Annotated in this window: 12 protein-coding genes; 5 read left to right on the forward strand and 7 right to left on the reverse strand. The window is 54.2% G+C overall.

Annotated features, from left to right (window positions below; translation table 11 throughout):
• The first annotated feature begins 124 nt into the window (after positions 1-124).
• From ACX3YD_RS01755 to ACX3YD_RS01770, 4 genes are all read left to right on the forward strand, one after another.
• On the forward strand, positions 125-2,479 hold the full coding sequence (locus ACX3YD_RS01755; RefSeq protein ID WP_458959158.1) for a glucose/quinate/shikimate family membrane-bound PQQ-dependent dehydrogenase: 2,355 nt from the start codon (positions 125-127) through the stop codon (positions 2,477-2,479).
• Positions 2,480-2,592: 113 nt separating this feature from the next.
• Complete coding sequence (locus ACX3YD_RS01760; protein ID WP_458959159.1) at positions 2,593-3,207, forward strand: peptidase M41; 615 nt, start codon at positions 2,593-2,595, stop codon at positions 3,205-3,207.
• A 734-nt stretch (positions 3,208-3,941) separates the two neighbouring features.
• A complete protein-coding gene (locus tag ACX3YD_RS01765) occupies positions 3,942-7,268 on the forward strand; it encodes a P-loop NTPase fold protein (RefSeq protein ID WP_458959160.1) in 3,327 nt (1,108 codons plus the stop codon).
• Positions 7,269-7,529: 261 nt separating this feature from the next.
• The gene (locus ACX3YD_RS01770) at positions 7,530-7,889 is read left to right on the forward strand and encodes a hypothetical protein (RefSeq protein WP_458959161.1); all 360 of its coding nucleotides are present in this window, start codon (positions 7,530-7,532) and stop codon (positions 7,887-7,889) included.
• Positions 7,890-8,323: 434 nt separating this feature from the next.
• Here ACX3YD_RS01770 and ACX3YD_RS01775 read toward each other — a convergent pair whose 3' ends face one another.
• Genes ACX3YD_RS01775 through ACX3YD_RS01785 form a run of 3 tightly spaced genes read right to left on the reverse strand, consistent with a single transcriptional unit; the run spans position 8,324 to position 12,561 of the window.
• The gene (locus ACX3YD_RS01775) at positions 8,324-9,430 is read right to left on the reverse strand and encodes a hypothetical protein (protein ID WP_458959162.1); all 1,107 of its coding nucleotides are present in this window, start codon (positions 9,428-9,430) and stop codon (positions 8,324-8,326) included.
• Positions 9,427-12,075, reverse strand: a complete 2,649-nt coding sequence (locus ACX3YD_RS01780) for a type IV secretory system conjugative DNA transfer family protein (protein ID WP_458959163.1) — start codon at positions 12,073-12,075, stop codon at positions 9,427-9,429. Before ACX3YD_RS01780 ends, ACX3YD_RS01775 begins: the two co-directional genes overlap by 4 nt.
• Before the next feature lie 45 nt (positions 12,076-12,120).
• Positions 12,121-12,561 carry a conjugal transfer protein TraD gene (locus ACX3YD_RS01785; protein WP_458959164.1) on the reverse strand — a complete coding sequence of 147 codons (441 nt, stop codon included), beginning with the start codon at positions 12,559-12,561 and terminating at the stop codon, positions 12,121-12,123.
• Between the two features lie 205 nt (positions 12,562-12,766).
• Here ACX3YD_RS01785 and ACX3YD_RS01790 point away from each other — a divergent pair, with 205 nt between their 5' ends.
• A complete protein-coding gene (locus ACX3YD_RS01790) occupies positions 12,767-14,293 on the forward strand; it encodes a MobA/MobL family protein (protein WP_458959165.1) in 1,527 nt (508 codons plus the stop codon).
• Positions 14,294-14,307: 14 nt separating this feature from the next.
• Here ACX3YD_RS01790 and ACX3YD_RS01795 read toward each other — a convergent pair whose 3' ends face one another.
• The 4 genes from ACX3YD_RS01795 to ACX3YD_RS01810 all read right to left on the reverse strand — a co-directional run bounded on the left by ACX3YD_RS01795 (position 14,308) and on the right by ACX3YD_RS01810 (position 16,146).
• Positions 14,308-14,574, reverse strand: a complete 267-nt coding sequence (locus ACX3YD_RS01795; RefSeq protein ID WP_428633074.1) for a hypothetical protein — start codon at positions 14,572-14,574, stop codon at positions 14,308-14,310.
• Positions 14,571-14,834, reverse strand: a complete 264-nt coding sequence (locus ACX3YD_RS01800; protein ID WP_458959166.1) for an XRE family transcriptional regulator — start codon at positions 14,832-14,834, stop codon at positions 14,571-14,573. The genes ACX3YD_RS01795 and ACX3YD_RS01800 overlap by 4 nt, the downstream gene beginning before the upstream one ends.
• 175 nt (positions 14,835-15,009) lie before the next feature.
• Positions 15,010-15,918, reverse strand: coding sequence for a plasmid replication initiator TrfA (gene trfA / locus ACX3YD_RS01805; RefSeq protein WP_458959167.1), 909 nt, complete (start codon positions 15,916-15,918; stop codon positions 15,010-15,012).
• Positions 15,919-15,927: 9 nt separating this feature from the next.
• On the reverse strand, positions 15,928-16,146 hold the full coding sequence (locus ACX3YD_RS01810) for a plasmid-related protein (RefSeq protein ID WP_080479916.1): 219 nt from the start codon (positions 16,144-16,146) through the stop codon (positions 15,928-15,930).
• Between the last annotated feature and the right edge of the window lie 66 nt (positions 16,147-16,212).

Below are 16,212 nucleotides of genomic sequence, written 5' to 3' on the forward strand. Positions count from 1 at the left end.
TCATCGAGCGGATGCTTGATCTAGGCTCACTACCGTTCATGCCATTTTCACCTGCGACAATTTGCCATAAGTAACTAGGTAGTACATTATTCCGCGCTTGTCACAAATGGGGATAATTTCCGACATGAATAATTCTGGGGCTGCCGCCGGCAGCAAATGGTTGCTGGCGGGGCTGGGTGTCCTGATTGCACTGATCGGGCTCGGCCTGGCGGGGGGTGGTGGCTACCTGATTTCACTCGGTGGCAGCGGGTATTTCCTGCTGATGGGCCTGGCGATGCTGGTCTCCGGCTTGATGATTGCCCGCCGTAAACCGGCAGGCGCCTGGCTGTATGGTCTGGCGCTGATCCTGACCGCGATCTGGGCCGTGTGGGATGCCGGCCTCGAGTATTGGCCGCTGGTCTCGCGCGTGCTGACCTTTGCCGTGATCGGCCTGGTCGTGGCGCTGATCTATCCGACGCTGGTGCGTGCCTCGGGCGCGTCCGCAGGGCGTGGCGCCTATGGGCTGGCCGGTATTCTGGCCGTCGGTGTCGTCGCCACCCTGGCCTATATGTTTGTGCCGACCCACGTGGTCAAGGCCACCACCGAACCGGCCGTCACGCCGGTCGCACCGGGCACTGAGCAGAAAGACTGGGCGCACTGGGGCAACACCACCGCCGGCAACCGCTTTGCCGCGCTGGACCAGATCAACAAGGGCAACATCGACAAATTGCAGGTGGCCTGGACCTTCCGGACCGGCGACATCCCGCAAAGCACCGGCGCCGGTGCCGAAGACCAGAACACCCCGCTGCAAATCGGTGACACGGTCTACACCTGCACCGCCTACGGCAAAGTCTTCGCCCTGGATGCCGACACCGGCGCCCAGCGCTGGAAGTTCGACCCGCAAGGCTCGGCGCCGAACTGGCAGCGTTGCCGTGGCCTGGGCTATTCCGAAGCCCCCGCACCTGCTGGGGCTCAACCAACGGCCTGTACGAAACGTCTGTTCCTGCCGACCGGCGATGCGCGTTTGATCGCCATCAATGCCGAAACCGGCAAGCCGTGCGAAGCGTTCGGCAACCAAGGCACGGTCGACCTGAAAACCGACATGGGTGAAGTGAAGCCAGGCTACTACCAGCAGACTTCGACGCCATTGGTCGCCGGAGACGTGGTGATTGTCGGTGGTCGCGTGGCCGACAACTATTCCACCGGCGAGCCGCCAGGCGTGGTTCGTGCCTACGACGTGCGCAGCGGCGAACTGGTGTGGGCGTGGGATCCGGGCAACCCGAACACCACTAAACGCCCGCCAGCGGGTGAGACGTATACCCGTGGCACGCCGAACGTGTGGTCGGCCATGTCCTACGACGCCAAGCTCGGCCTGGTCTACTTGCCAACCGGCAACGCCACCCCGGACTTCTTCGGCGGCCAGCGTACCGAGTTCGACGACAAGTGGAACTCCTCCATCGTCGCCGTCGACGTGAAGACCGGTCAGGTGCGCTGGCACTTCCAGACCACTCACCACGATCTGTGGGACTTCGACCTGCCGGCACAACCGCTGCTGTACGACGTGCCGGACGATAAGGGCGTTATGCAGCCGGCGCTGGCCCAAGTCACCAAACAGGGCGAGATCTTCCTGCTCAACCGCGCAACCGGCGTGCCGATCGCGCGCGTTGAAGAGCGCCCGGTACCCCAGGGCCATGTGCCTGGCGAACGCTACTCGCCGACCCAGCCGTTCTCGGTGGACATGCCTTCGATCGGCAACAAGACCCTGACCGAATCCGACATGTGGGGCGCCACGCCGTTTGACCAGTTGATGTGCCGCATCCAGTTCAAGGGCATGCGCCACGAAGGCGTCTACACCCCGCCGGGTATGGACCGCGCGCTGCAATTCCCGGGCTCGTTGGGTGGCATGAACTGGGGCAGCGTCTCGGTGGATCCGCACACGAACTACATGTTCGTCAACGACATGCGCCTGGGCCTGGCCAACTACATGATCCCGCGCGACAAGATCGGCGCCGGGGCCAGCGGCATCGAAATGGGTGTGGTGCCGCAGGAAGGCACGCCATTCGGTGCCATGCGCGAACGCTTCCTCTCGGCGGTCGGCATTCCGTGCCAGAAGCCACCGTTCGGCACCATGTCCGCCATCGACCTCAAGACCCACAAACTGATGTGGCAAGTGCCGGTCGGCACCGTGCAAGACACCGGCCCGCTGGGCATCCGCATGCACCTGCCGATCCAGATCGGCATGCCGACCCTCGGCGCTTCGCTCGCGACCCAGTCCGGCCTGCTGTTCTTCGCCGGCACCCAGGATTTCTACCTGCGTGCCTTCGATACCGGCAACGGCAATGAGATCTGGAAGTCGCGCCTGCCAGTGGGCAGTCAGTCCGGGCCGATGACCTACGTTTCGCCGAAGACGGGTAAGCAGTACATCCTGCTCACCGTAGGCGGTGCACGTCAGTCGACGGACCGTGGGGACTATGTGATTGCGTATGCGTTGCCCAAATAAGGGCTGACGTTTGACTCGGAAAAGCCGCGCCATTGCGCGGCTTTTTTCTGGGCGAAAGAACGTCTGTGGAGATCGGCTAGGATTGATGCAGTCGAGAGTGCGAGGCGAAGGACATGACGACAAAACTGCCTGCCGCAGTAAGGGACCGTGCATTGCAGATCGCCCATCACGAAATGGGCCACTACGTCGTGGCCCGTGCGTTGGGCTTTGAAACAGGTGGCGTCACCCTGACTGTGACCATGGACTTGCGGCACAAAGGGGGCGCAACCATCAATCTGGTGCGGCCCATCTCGTCGATGGACGCCATGAGGGCCTATCTGGAATCCCGGATCATCATGCTTTTCGCGGGCGCGATGGCCCAGACGTTACCTTCAGCACCTGTCGGCGTAAAACGCGTCGACCTGTCGGACGCTGCAGCCATCCTCAACGGGGCACAAGGTGCTGAGCAGGACGACGCAAAAATCAGGGAGCTGCGGCACCTGCTGCGCAACATCACCTATCCCGATACCGGTCTTGCTTCATCCGACCGCATCGCGACCGAACTGAAAGCGATCAATGATTGCCTGTGGCTGCGGGCTCAAGAAATGGTCGAGGCTTTGGCTGAGACCATTACAGGATTGGGCGCTGCGGTGGTGGATCGTATGGTTCTAGTGGAGCAGTGGGGGAGGCCTGCGGATACGTATGAAGTGGTGTTGACGGGCGAGAAGCTCGAGAGCTTTGCCCGTTAAGCGATAAAAACGCCCAGACACGAAAAAGCCGCGCATTGCGCGGCTTTCTTGTTTGGTGGGCCCACACGGACTTGAACCGTGGACCAAAGGATTATGAGTTGCCTAGAAACGCTGCAAGCTAAATAAAACCGTCCGTAGAGTAACGTAGGTACGCCAAGCTGAACGCGGCGTAAACCGTGGGTTTGGCGTAGTTTTTAGAAATCTGCGATAGGTCATGACTGTACCGCTGTTGTACCTGCACGTCGCTACCTCCGCACAAATCCGCAGCCTTGGTTGGGTAATTGCACTGACTTGATACCTGTTTGCATTGGAGCTGACCGGTCGTTTGCATCGGATTTGACCACTACACTGAGCGGCCCAGACCGGCAGAAGTCGGCCAATTGCAGTCATTCACGCCGGGCAGTAATCGGTTCATCCCACCGATGGTTGTTGGCGTATGGGCGGGAGCTTTAACAAGTCGATCCACTGCCTACTCATTGCCTGAAGCTTGCTAGAAGCGACTCAGCGAAGCCCGGATGCGAGGTCCCCTCGCCAAACTCCAGCTCTCTCATAAGCTGAGTTGACACCCACGCTCAGAATGGCGCATCAGAAAAAACATCTCTGAACTGTTCTGCACATAGCTGAATATGATAATGCCCATCATTGTTCTATGGCAGATAGCCACTTCTCAACGTATCTTCCTCCTATTGGCCCCTTCTTTTCCTGGGCCACCCTGACCTGGTGCAATGGACTATATGGACATTCTGAGCTTCCAAAGCGAGAACCCTTCCGAGATCGATGCGTTTAAGGGAGGTAGTCACGACCGAGTAGCGACTGCCATCCACAATTACCTACTCAATGACAAGAACCACAAAGTTATCGGTCTCGATGGCGAATTTGGCTCTGGCAAGAGCTCGATTCTTCAGATGCTTGAAAAGAAAATCGTCGACGTGGACTCCGCGACCAGGCTATGGCTGTTTGACTGCGAGCAGAATTATCAGGGCTCAATCAAAAGCAATTTCATTGAGCTTCTTACTGAGCAGGTGCTCAAAGCGATCCCTCCTAGCGCCAAGGCATCAGTCAGAGAAACCGTGCTGAGAAATCGCGACATCGCCTTGGGCAGGCACGTTAGCTACACCAAAGATACGCGCAGCCATATCAGCATCTGGGCCATCCTCCTGATCGCTGGCGGCGTACTTAGTCCCACTCTTCTCCGCGACTACCTGTCTCAGCTTCACCAAAAAGACCCGTTAGAAATATGGAAACACGGGCTCTACGTGCTGGGTGTCATCTTCCCTGCCGTGACCTTGGGCCTGGCAATGTTTGCAAATCGCGGAAAAGGTAAGAAGAAATGGAATCTCTCCAGCATTCTTAAAGGAAGCTCAGACGATCACATCACCGAGACGATTGAGATCAGCAAGGAAGTCAGCCCTCTCGACCTGAAGCGAACGCTGGATCATCACCTTGAGGCCGTTTCCGGCACCAACTTCATCATCGTTATCGACAACCTGGACAGGCTGCCGCGCGAGGCGTTGCGCTCTGTATGGAGTGACCTGGAGATTTTCACTTCGGTTAGCCGTAGGCAGAATCTGAGCATCATCGTCCCCTTCTGTTCCACGAAGGTGTCCAAGTATTTGAACGGCGATAACGAGAAGAGCTACGACTCTAAAGACTTCATTGCAAAGAAATTTCCGGTAGTTTTCCGAGCGCCTCCCATCATCACCTCCGGATGGAAAGATGCATTTCGCACGCTTTGGACACAAAGCTTTGGATCTCTGCCGCTTGAACAAGCCGATATCTGCAGTTTAATTTTGAAACGCCACAGCCCGATGGCCGACGGTCTGGTCACCCCGAGACTTCAGAAGCGCTTCATCAATGATCTCGCGACCACGTTGCTCGTCACTGTCGGCGATCCGAAGATGGAGGTGATCGCGGCATACATCACGATCTGCAAATACAACGGCACGCCCATCGAAACACTCCTGAGCGATGGCGCTACCTCGAAATCAGAGGACGCTGAATCAGCTGAGACGAAAGAAGACAATCCGGTTGACGCTCACAAGCTACGTAAGACCCGTGAGCTCCTGACAGGACTCTATGGGGAGGACGTCGACACCGGATGGCCTATCCAAATCTTGCAGGTCCATTTCCAGACGTCGAAAGACATCGCCATTGCAGAGCTCATTGATCAGCCGCTTGCGACCGCGATCGAGGAACAGAACGGCAAAAAATTGGCTGAGCTCAGCTCGTACTTTGGATTCATGGACTCCTTTACCAGATACTTGGAAGGGGACATCTCTGTTAAGAGTCTGCTGCAAGCGCTTCATCTCGCAACTGCGGTTGAAGGGTTCGATATAGCCACAATACTATCAAAGGTCTCTGCTCGCTTAGCTGGTAGCGCTTTGATAGAAAATGTAGAAGGTGACACTGATTACTACGCTGCGATCAGAGATTTGACCAAGGCGGGACTTAACAAAGCGCTGTTCAGCAAGAAACTGGAAACTCTTGCATCTGAATTCGACCAGTTGCATGAATATACATATGACGCTGAGCACGCCGACGAACAGGTCGAAGCCATTACGACCTACGACGCGTATCTCCATGCTCTAGACGAGTCGTTTAACATCAGGACGGTCAGCAGCGCAGAGAATCTGTTCCACCTCATCGTAGGCCGCGAAGATCTGCACGTCATCGACATCGCTGACATCAAGCTCGACAGTGTGGGCGTCAAGGACGCGCTCAGACAGATCACATCTACCGCTGCGTTGACCAATTCAATGACACCAATGTCAGATACAGTCTGGGAATCGTGTTTCGTGACCTATTTCGGCAGGCTTCGGTTAGGCCAGGATGTTCAGAGCACTCAGTTCGATGATCCAGAGTTTCTGCAAATCCTAAATCTTCTACCCTCCAATGCGAGCGATGACCGGTTCTGGCTTGCTCTAGCTATGTATAAGAATTACGTGCCCCAGATTGTGGGGATCATAAATTCCTACTCTGTAGGTCTCACATCGGTTCGAGCAAAGCTTGCTATCGCAGGCATTTACTTACGCCAGGGGATGTTGACAGAGCTCGCGGCGATCACTGGCATTTCGAAAGCCCTCGAAGAATCACCTCTATTTTTTGATGCCTTGGTGAAATCAGTGGTTCCCAACGTAGAGCTTATGAAGGCTTGCGTTCACCCTGACAGCGTGGCATTGATGGCGCCTGTATTCGTGCGACAAGTCAAAACGGACAGTATTGGAGTGATAGGCTCGCATTTCATCTATCGCAATTTCGATCTGCTCACTCACGCCCTTCAGCCATACGGCTTGAGTGAAGACGAGCTGCTGAATTGGTTTGCTGCGGCCGCATTGTCGCCGGCAAACATTCCTTCATTCCAAGAGCTCGATCCTCTGATCCTTCAAAGAATCTTGAGTTCGGATCATCCGATGCTAACAAAGCTCAGAGACCACATGTTCGAAGAGCGTTTCGTCAAACTCGATGCACACGGCTGGGCGACAGTGATCGGCCAAGAATCGCGATTGCAGTTACTAACATTGCAACGTTTGCTGGAGCTCAACTGGCCGGTCAGCACCGTTACACATGTACACGACGCTGCACTGTCGTATCTCACAGGTGTTTCCAAACAATCGCCATTTGCTGAGCCTGCGATCTACCAAATTGAGACCCTGCGCCTGGTGATCAAGCTGCTGCCTCAATCAGACCGCTCCGTGTTGGGGACAGAGCTGCGCGAGATCCTCTACTCCTCCGAGTGTACTCCACCCGCGGGCCTCTATTTACTGGCAAACTTCGGGATGCTGATTCCAACTTTTGTTCCGGTCAATGAGGTAGAAAGTGGGCGCCTGCTCCAGCTTTTAAACCTGGTTGGCTCTGACACTCCTTATAGCGCAGAGGCTGCTACGTTCCTCAACAGCCGTTACCAGCAACTCATCTCTTGGACGCCAGGCGACCTAATGGATACCTACATGGAAGTCGTGACGCAGCGCAAAGAAGAGCTGCCTCAGGTGTACCAAAGCTTGTCCAATAAGAAGGGAATCAAACGACAGATGAAACTGTTAACTGACAAGTTTTTTTCGTAACCCGATCATCCTCGTCATGAATCGCCCCGGGTTTCGTAGACGCTTCGAACGGCTGCACTGGCCAACTTCTGCCGGTCATGGACACCCAGTGTGCTGGTCAAATCCGATGCATTCGACCTGATCAGGTCGAATGCAGTTGAATGGTCATTGGCAATGCAAGCGGATGGTCAAGTGGAATACAATTACGCGCTCAGTGGCTATTTGCGCTTAGCGGATGAGGCTGCCTAGAATGCCCCTCCCTCTCTACTTAAGGAATGAGTCATGCGGTGTAATGTTCACTTGTTAGATAGCAAAGGCGAGTCATGGTTTGACGGTAGCCGAGAGTTACCAGCCGACTACATTTTGAAATTGGCTGCAAAGCGTAAGCCCGCTGCGATGGAAAAAGGACTTGAATTCGCTCAGGGGGCAATTCCTTTTTTTGGTGCTGAGCTTGTCAAGGTCGTCAAAGCGAGAGGCAGTGAAGACGCAATCGACAAGGCGGTGATTGAGCTTGCATTGGCCACGGTAGTCGTTGAAAGCTGCATGGGGATCGAGGATGACGTGTTAGCAAACCGCGACCTACGATTGACTGTGCACGCGGACGGCGCTGTGCGATATGACCGCATGGACATGCAGTTCTAACTAATCATGACGTGGGCTGCTGGCATGCTTAGGTGGCCCCCATCGCTGTTTCAGGGCGTCGTAGGCTATCTGCGTTTCTATGTGGGAGTTGTTCATCACCGCTTTAGCCTAGGTATTTCAGATCGTTCGTAGCCTTGGTCCGCGATTATCCTCACTTCTCGTAATGTTCAGATTTTTCGCGCCCGCGAAAAAGGGGTGGTGTCACCGGTTTTTTCGCGGGCGCGAAAATCTATGGTTGCTGGTGAGATCCAGCGCGACAAGTCACCCTGGCTCTCACCAGCTCGTTTGGAAGCACAGTGTTGAGTGTCCAAACGAGCTCCAAGCACTATTTGCTCAGCGCGCAGAAGAGGTTTCGAACCGTCCATGATTTTCGCGCGCGAGAAAATGAAGAGACACCGATGAAGTAGAAACAGCCCGGCGTTCTGTCGCGGCTTTCAATTTTTAGCTCCCGTCAACGGGTTGTAACCTTGGGCCGCGCATTTGGCTCTCGCCATGATGCTGGCCGTGCATTCCCTTTGCTTCGCTTCTGCCGCAGCTTCCGATTGGCGTTTCGCCGCCGCTAGTCGGCGCTCGGAGTCCTGCTCTGCTCGGCGTGTAGCCTCGACGGCTGCGCTGGCCTGGCGATTAGTGTCACGTTGGCGCTGAATAGAAAGGCGCTGCGCTTTCTGTTGCTCGCGTTCTGCCTGCTGCTCCGCCTGTCGGGCGTCCCGCTCTACCTGACGTGCTTGATTCTGGGCTTCCAACTTTGCCCGTTGCTCCTGGCGTTCTGCGTCTCTCTCCGCTTTACGGATCGCGCTGCTGAGCGTGTCAATGGACGCTGTAGGTGTAGGCAGTACCTGCTGCAGCTCGGACGGCTGTTCTCTACCGTAATCATCGGAAGCTTGCTCTGCTACTGCTGCTGGCCCGAGCGCCCCTGCCTTATCGCCGTTCAGTTGCACATCTAGTCGATGAACCAGGGTCTCAGTCTGAGCCTGTAGCTTGAATCCTTCTTGCAGCACCGGTAGGGCATCGAGTACGCCATCTGACAAGCGCTGATAGTCGAACCGAGAGGGCTGCTTGACCTCAAGCGCGCTTAGAAATAATTTTCCCTCAACGCTCAGCGGCACCTGTTGCTTCGTAAGATTTTTGAACGGTGATGTCTCGATGAGCTGCTGTGCCTGATCGTATTTTTCCTGTTGTGCCGCTGCTTTCTGAAGGACCTGTTCCGGGCTTGGCGCTTTGATACGCGACAGCTGCGCCTGAAGGTTAGACGTCTGTTCGGTTGCAACTTCTCGCAGCCACTCAGGCTGGTCCGCTATCAAAACTTGCAGGCGAGAAAGTGCTGCCTCAGTGTGTTGCACCGATTGGGCGCTTAGCGCATTGATTGCTTCAAGGCGGTGAACGGCCTCGCCAGCTTTCATTGCGGGATATCGGTAGGCATACAAGACTGCAACTAAAAGCAGAGCCAGTGCAAGGAGGGTGGCTGAAGAAGTGGACCCTGGCCAATACCAGCGACCCTCTGTTTCACGCATCACGGGCATACGGATTTCAGTAGTCATCATGCAGTGCCCCCCTGTTTTTTCGGATACAACCGGATTACGTCCCGACGTTGAATACGTCCACGATTGATGATTGCTATCGCAGTACCAGGGATGGCGAGCAACGTATCAATCTCATCAGGCTGGATAAGGGGCGATAGCTCTAGCTGTAGCGATGGACGCTGCGGTGCCTGAGTTGAATCATCCGGCACTACCATTCCATTCAGCCAGTTCATGGCCTTGGGAGTCCACTGACGGTGCCAAAGACCGATAGCGTAAGACAGACGTGGCGCGCCAAAGCGACTCTGTCGATTCATCGTCGTCGATTGCATTGCTTGATCCGTACCGGAGTTAGCGTATAGGCCAAGGTCGCTTGCCGCGTCTGGTAGTCCTTGGAAGCTTTGTGTTGAGGCCTTCCACACATGGCCACCACGCTTGGAAACGTAATTGTTTGAATCGTCTGTACGGGGAGCTAAAGCAATGATGCTGGCCAGGTTACCGAGCATCTGAACCGCACCATCACGCTCCAGGCGTTTGTATAACCCGTCGACGTTTTGCGTTGCAAACATTAGGTACAGGCCCAGGCTGCGTGCTACAGGAACAGTCTCTAAGTCTGCTTTGGTCAATAGGTTCTGAACTTCGTCGGCTGCAAGTAACACGGGCCGGTGGCCTTCCAGATGTTGCCAATTGTCGCCGCGTTTTTTCACCGCATCGTAGACTCGTCGCATGCATAGGGCCGAGATCGCAACCCCGCCAATACCATATTCCGATTCCGGTAATAGGAGTCCGATTTTCTGGCCGGTCATTACGCCCTCAACCCTGAAGTGGGTATCAGTTGTATTGACCCAAGGCCCCAGCTTTTCTTGAAGCAGGATGTTCCCCAACCAAGTCCTCAGCATGTTGCTGATGCAACCTGCAGTCTTCTCTGGGAAATCGGGATACTCCAACAACCAGTAGTGAGCGGCTGCGAGCAGGCGGCCGCTGTGGTCAATCTCGTTTGATATGGGGTCTAGCCAGTCCGCTCGCTCTTGATGGCTTGCCAGGCAAAACTGCTGGATTTGTGTCAGCGTATAGGGAAGATCGGGATGTGCTTCCACTAGGATTGCCGCCATACGCAGCATCAGGCGGGCAGAGTCCCGCCAGAAGGTATCTCCTTCCCCGTCGTCGCAAACGTCAGGCAAAACATCAGCCAGAGCATCTGGCGTCATCTCGTAGATAGGATTGAATGGGCCGTGGTCCGGGCTGATGAGCGTGTAGCCGTCGATACCATGGAACTCAAGCGGCAGTGCACCCTTACCATCGAGCACCAGAAGACCTCCTAGATCGCCATCGATCCACTGTTTGGTGAGCGGACGAATGACCCCTGAAGTTTTGCCCGTGCCGCTAGCTCCTAGCACACCGACATGAGTAGCCAGATCTGTAACCGACAGGCCAAACGGTATACCCGCTTCTGTAGGTGCTAGCGGGTCACGTCGTTGCGCTAACAAGCCAGTACTGGTTCCGAGTTGGATGAAAGGAGAGATGTCCGTTTTGGCGTTTTTGATCTGCTCATTCCGTGCTTCCTCCAAGTGCTGGAAATACGCGCGCCCGGCCTTGTCGATTAATAGCTCGGTACCGCTTTCACGCACGGCTTGATCAAGCAGCATTGCGCGAACCGTAAGAGGGGATTTGGCCGTGAAGGTAAGATAGATTGCGAAACCCCACATACCTAAAACGTATAGCCAATTAATCAGCTGAGCATCCAGGCGAACGAATGTGTCCAGATGTTCACGATAGGACGCCGAGAGTCCCACAAAAATCAGGGCTGGAATAATGACTATTTTGAGGACAAGGAGGAATACAGACGGGTCCGTTTCCTTCTGCACCGGTTGTGCTTTTTCCTGATCACGCGGAATCCAGAAGGCAACACGTTTCCACACCAAAAGGGCGAAATAATCCAAGACCGCAAGCATGGGCGATGAGATTGCGAGAGCCGGAGTTAGCATTACCAAACCAACCATGAACAGCACCGCCTTCGTGGTCATCCATTCAGAGCGAACAGCGGAAAATTCTAGGTCGGTGGCTAGTACTTGTCCCGTGACAGACTGGCCGTTGGAGTCTGTCACCAAAAGCCGGGCGCGGTCTGCCAAATCGGGCGGAGTTCCTGGCTCCAAATCACGAATAACGCACCGGGAAATAATGCTTTTCACTGAGTCGATTTCATCCTGACGTACAGGTGTTCTTGGCAGGAGTATTTGAGCGATCAGAGGGCCAAATAGTGTTGCAGAACAACACAGCAAAACGCTAAGCCATACAGTGATCGTAAACGCCAGAGGGATGAGGGTGTCATTTGTTGTCGTTCCGGCTTTGTTCACTAAAACATAAGTTAAAAATAATCCGATGAGCATCAGCGCCGGAACAGTCAACCAAGTTCGTTTTGCCCAAATACGTTGCGCGAGGAAAACACCAATTTGAGACAGCGAGAGCCTCTGAGCCATTCTTTCGATATGATCATTTGATAGCCCGTCATGCTCAGTATCCGTTCCGCTGATCCAGTAAACTTGTGGATCTAGCACGCCCTCATACTTGCGCCTGATGACAGTGCGCATTCGTTCCTGTTCGTGATGTAGAAGCCAGTACTTTGTCTTTGACACAGGGTCATCAAAAAAACTATTTTTTGAAATGCTCATTATTATCGCCTATACAAGAAGTGATTAAGGTGCGGCTGGTAGCCGCTAATTTTTTCTTGGCCGCTCGCGACTCGCGAGGAGTGCGTCTCCCGTTCGCTTCCACTCAGTCCTCACCGCGTCGGTGACGGACGTTTCCTCAACCCCAATCAGAGCGCCTAGTAACTCGCCGCGATCAATCAACGGGCTTCCTGTCTTCGTATCGACGAGGCCCGCCAATATGAGTAGTCCCGCTGCTTGATAGAGCTCGCGGTCCCGGGCTTTACGTGCAGACTCTTTCTCTGCATTAACAATACGAGCTACATCGCTTCTGGCCTTCTGTGCCTTGGCTTCTGCCCACTCTGCCTTGATGAGAAAACTGAGCTTTCGCTCCTCGTCATTTGTTCGAGGGGTTTTCTCTGAAAGCATCAGGAGTAATCGCTGTTGATCACTTGGTGATTTCAGATTTTTTATATGCAGAATTCTTTCGCTAAGCCATTTATCTTTCATTTCGCTTAATTACGCTAAGTTTGTTTTTAGGGTTTTAATTATAACTATTATATGTTTAATGTGCGCGCGGACTGCTTTATCCTTCCAGTATTGGAAGGCGCGCTTAGTTGTTTCTTCGTTCCTCAGAAACAGCGCGCCCTGCCGGGGGCAGAAGCGAAAATCAAAAGCAAATTTTCGCGGGCGCGAAAAATCAAGCGAAGTGCGAATGCATATTTTCGCGGGCGCGAAAATTCAGAAGCGTAGAGGTAATGCGCATATGGCTATTGGCCGTTTAAGCATGAAGGTAGGGAGAGTTGGGAAGGCAGGGCCGCATGCGGCCTACATCGCCCGTGAGGGTAAGTACGCCGCGCGACTGGATAGAAATGAAAAACTGGAAGCCACCGAATCCGGGAACATGCCGGCTTGGGCTAAGCATTGTCCTCAAGAATTTTGGAATGCCGCGGACGCGAATGAGCGCAAAAATGGCACTACTTACCGCGAGATGGAAATAGCATTACCTCGTGAGCTTTCACCACAGCAGCGTGCTGACCTGGTGCATGACTTTGTGCGCCAAGAAATAGGGGCGCGCCACGCTTATCAATGGGCGATTCACTCACCTAAAGCAACAGACGGCAGAGAGCAGCCCCACCTGCATTTGATGTTTAGTGAGCGGCAGTGTGATAGCTACGAACGTGATCCTGAGCAGTATTTCAAGCGCTATAACTCGAAGAATCCAGCTATTGGCGGTGCTCGTAAGGGCTATGGCCCAAGCGCTGGACTCACACTGAGTGCGGCTGAGCGTAAAGCGGAGTTACGTCAGTTGCGATACCGCTGGGAGACGAGCTGCAACACACATCTACAACGAGCAGGGTTTGCAGAGAGGATCGACATGCGCAGTCATGCCGAACGGGGCACTGGGTTAACCCCAGAGCGGAAATATTTGCCTAGCGAGTGGAGAGATCCGTTGCTGCGTGCAAAGGTGATCGACTTCCGACAGGCCCGCGCCGAGCTTTCTCGTTCTCGTGATGATTTACGGCGCGAAGTGCCTAGCGCTGGAGCTGAGATTATTAGCCTCGATAAAGAGCGCGAACGGCGAACTCAATTGCAAAACAACTCGGGTGGTAGCCCGCAACAGACCATCATTGCGGCCGGTCCGGTCGGGAGGCAAAGCAACGTGTCAGATAAATCCAATCGTAGTCTTACTAATACAGAGAGAGCTGAGCGAATTAGTAGAGAAGAGGCCGGACGAATCGCCACAGCGCTCTCCCAAAAAAATGAGCGCCGCGAGAACCTTGAAACCATGCGACACATCGAACAGATTCCGCAGGCGGAAAAGTTAGCTCAAGAACTGCGAGATCAAAAAGAGCGATCAGACCAAGAGAAGGAGGTCCGCGACCAGGTCCGTAGAATGGAGCAAGCGCGAAGCGATGACGGAGAGCGATTGATTAACCAATTACAGCGGGAAAGGGAGGAGGATAGTGCCGGCATACCAAGCGCAATGGAACAGATGAAGGCCCAATTGGCCCGCAGCGGGCGCGAAAGAGGCCGCGACCATGTATATGGTCAGAACGCTTCAAGCATTGAGCAGATGCGATCCAAGGCAGTGGAGCGAGGTCACGTTAGAGGTCAGGCGCTAAAGCCTGACCAAGAACGTTCCAGCGCATCCAGGACGCTTGAGCAGATGAGAGCCGACGCTGACGCAATTTGTCTCGCGAAAGAGCAGAACCCCCATGAGACGGATATCGAGCGCTAAACGTGATTGCGCTATCACATCTCTAACTGTTGCCGCACTTTGGGTGGTAGCCATTCCAGTTCAGGAAGATTGATTTCCTCCAAGGCCTGCAGCATGGCTTTCAACTTGCGTTGGTGTCGCTGAAGAGCATCTTCGACGGATTCTTTTGGCAGCGTGGGGATCTCACAAAGCTCCGTATCGTCGAAAATTCCTCGCCAAACGGCAAGGCCAAGCGGGGTTTTGTCTAAGGTGATGAAATAATCTCGCCAGTAGCTAGGTTGCTCGATAGATACGGTCGTCATGTTTTTGTGTAATCCCGGATTTTTTCTCGTATCTCTTCCAAATCGATTAGGGCGTTAGTTTGAAAGCGGCCGATCAGAAGCTTGCTTAACTGCACCTGTGGAACGCCCGCCAGTCGTGCTGCGTCACCAAGTGACAGCCCTTTTTCCTCGATGAGTCGGATGATCGAGGAAACCGTCCGTGCTTTGGCCAGCATTTCCTTCGCTTCAGGGTCGCCAATATCAGTGTATACGTTGCCGCTGCCTGCTTCGACCTCAATCATTATGGTCTCCAAGCTGTATTAAGATGATTATAAAAGGATTAAGGCGATGCGCGTTGTCCGCGCAGCCCCTCAGTGGCGAGGCTTGCAGCCATTTAGGCTTGTAAATAATTTAGCCAGCCGTACGGTATTTTTTAGCCGACGGTACGGTACATCCGAGCCAACGGTACGGGGCTGTCTAGCCAATGGTACGGTACTTATTTTTTGCTTTAGAGCCGCCGCTTTTCCTTGCAATGTGCCTAGCCTGGCTATTGGTCGGGGTTTTTGTGAAATACACGTTGCCACCGCTGATTTCGTAGCTGAACGGCTGTTCGTGCAGGTTGCTTGCGTGCTGCAGTGCGTCCAGTGCCCTTCGAATATTTTGCTCACGGCTTGATGTAGAGCTGTCGAGACTGCCGGCCATCTTCATTAGCGTATCAATCGACACAGGGAAGGGCTCAGCATGGCTCGACAAATACCCATGTAGCCACTGTGCTAGTGGTTTGGCGTTCAGACTTCTGCGAACGGCCCAATCAATGTGAGTGAAGTCATTTGGTCCGAACAGGTAAGAAAGCTCAAGGTTCAAAGTGATGACGAGCTTTTGCTCGATATCGTCTCTATGGATCGAGTCAATCAGGCCGCCTGTATAGGTATGGCGTTTTGCTGTTAACTCAAGCGTGCCCGCTGCGAGGCGGAACAGGCGCTTGTAGAGCGTTTTTCTATTATTCCCGGCATCCGTCTTCCCTTGTAGTTTCAGAAGCTCGTACGCGCTGGTTTTAAAAGATTTCCCCATCTGCTTTCGGCGAGCGATATGCAACAACGTGATCCAGACATCTAAATCGCCCTGGTCTAAACGTGGTCCCGTGTATCTCATTTGCGTGGGCCTCTGAGTGTAAATTTCGGCGCGCTGTAGGAATGCGTTGCTAGCGGAGCGACTGGACCCGAAAAGCGCAGACCGGAGAGTGATATTGGGTACGCCTCTCACTTCGTCTGGCCAGCTCGTCAGCACCTTTTCAGATCGGACTGGTTCCAGTGATACCACCGTCGGAGTGGGTGGGAGCCTGGAAGCCCGTTCCACCAGTCGCGATAGTTTGGTCACTGCGGACACGGGCTAGTCTTACGCTTCGTCGATAAATCGAGCTATGCCAGCTACGCGGAAATAGACGCGCCGACCAATTTTTATCCTGCAGGGTTTCAAGTTTCGGGCGATGTCGTTGTCCCCCGATAATGTTATGCGCAACCCCTCCGGGCTGCGATGAAGGATCTCTGCGACCTGTGATAGTGACAGTAGGGGAGAGCCCCCGTTGCTGGTCAGAATTAGCTCTTCGGTTGTCATGTTTCTTTGCCTACAGTGAGTAATGTAGGTAGAACATTACGAGTAATTACGCCTAGAATGAGGCGA

The sequence above is a fragment of the Pseudomonas fluorescens group sp. PF-1 genome (assembly GCF_054481335.1).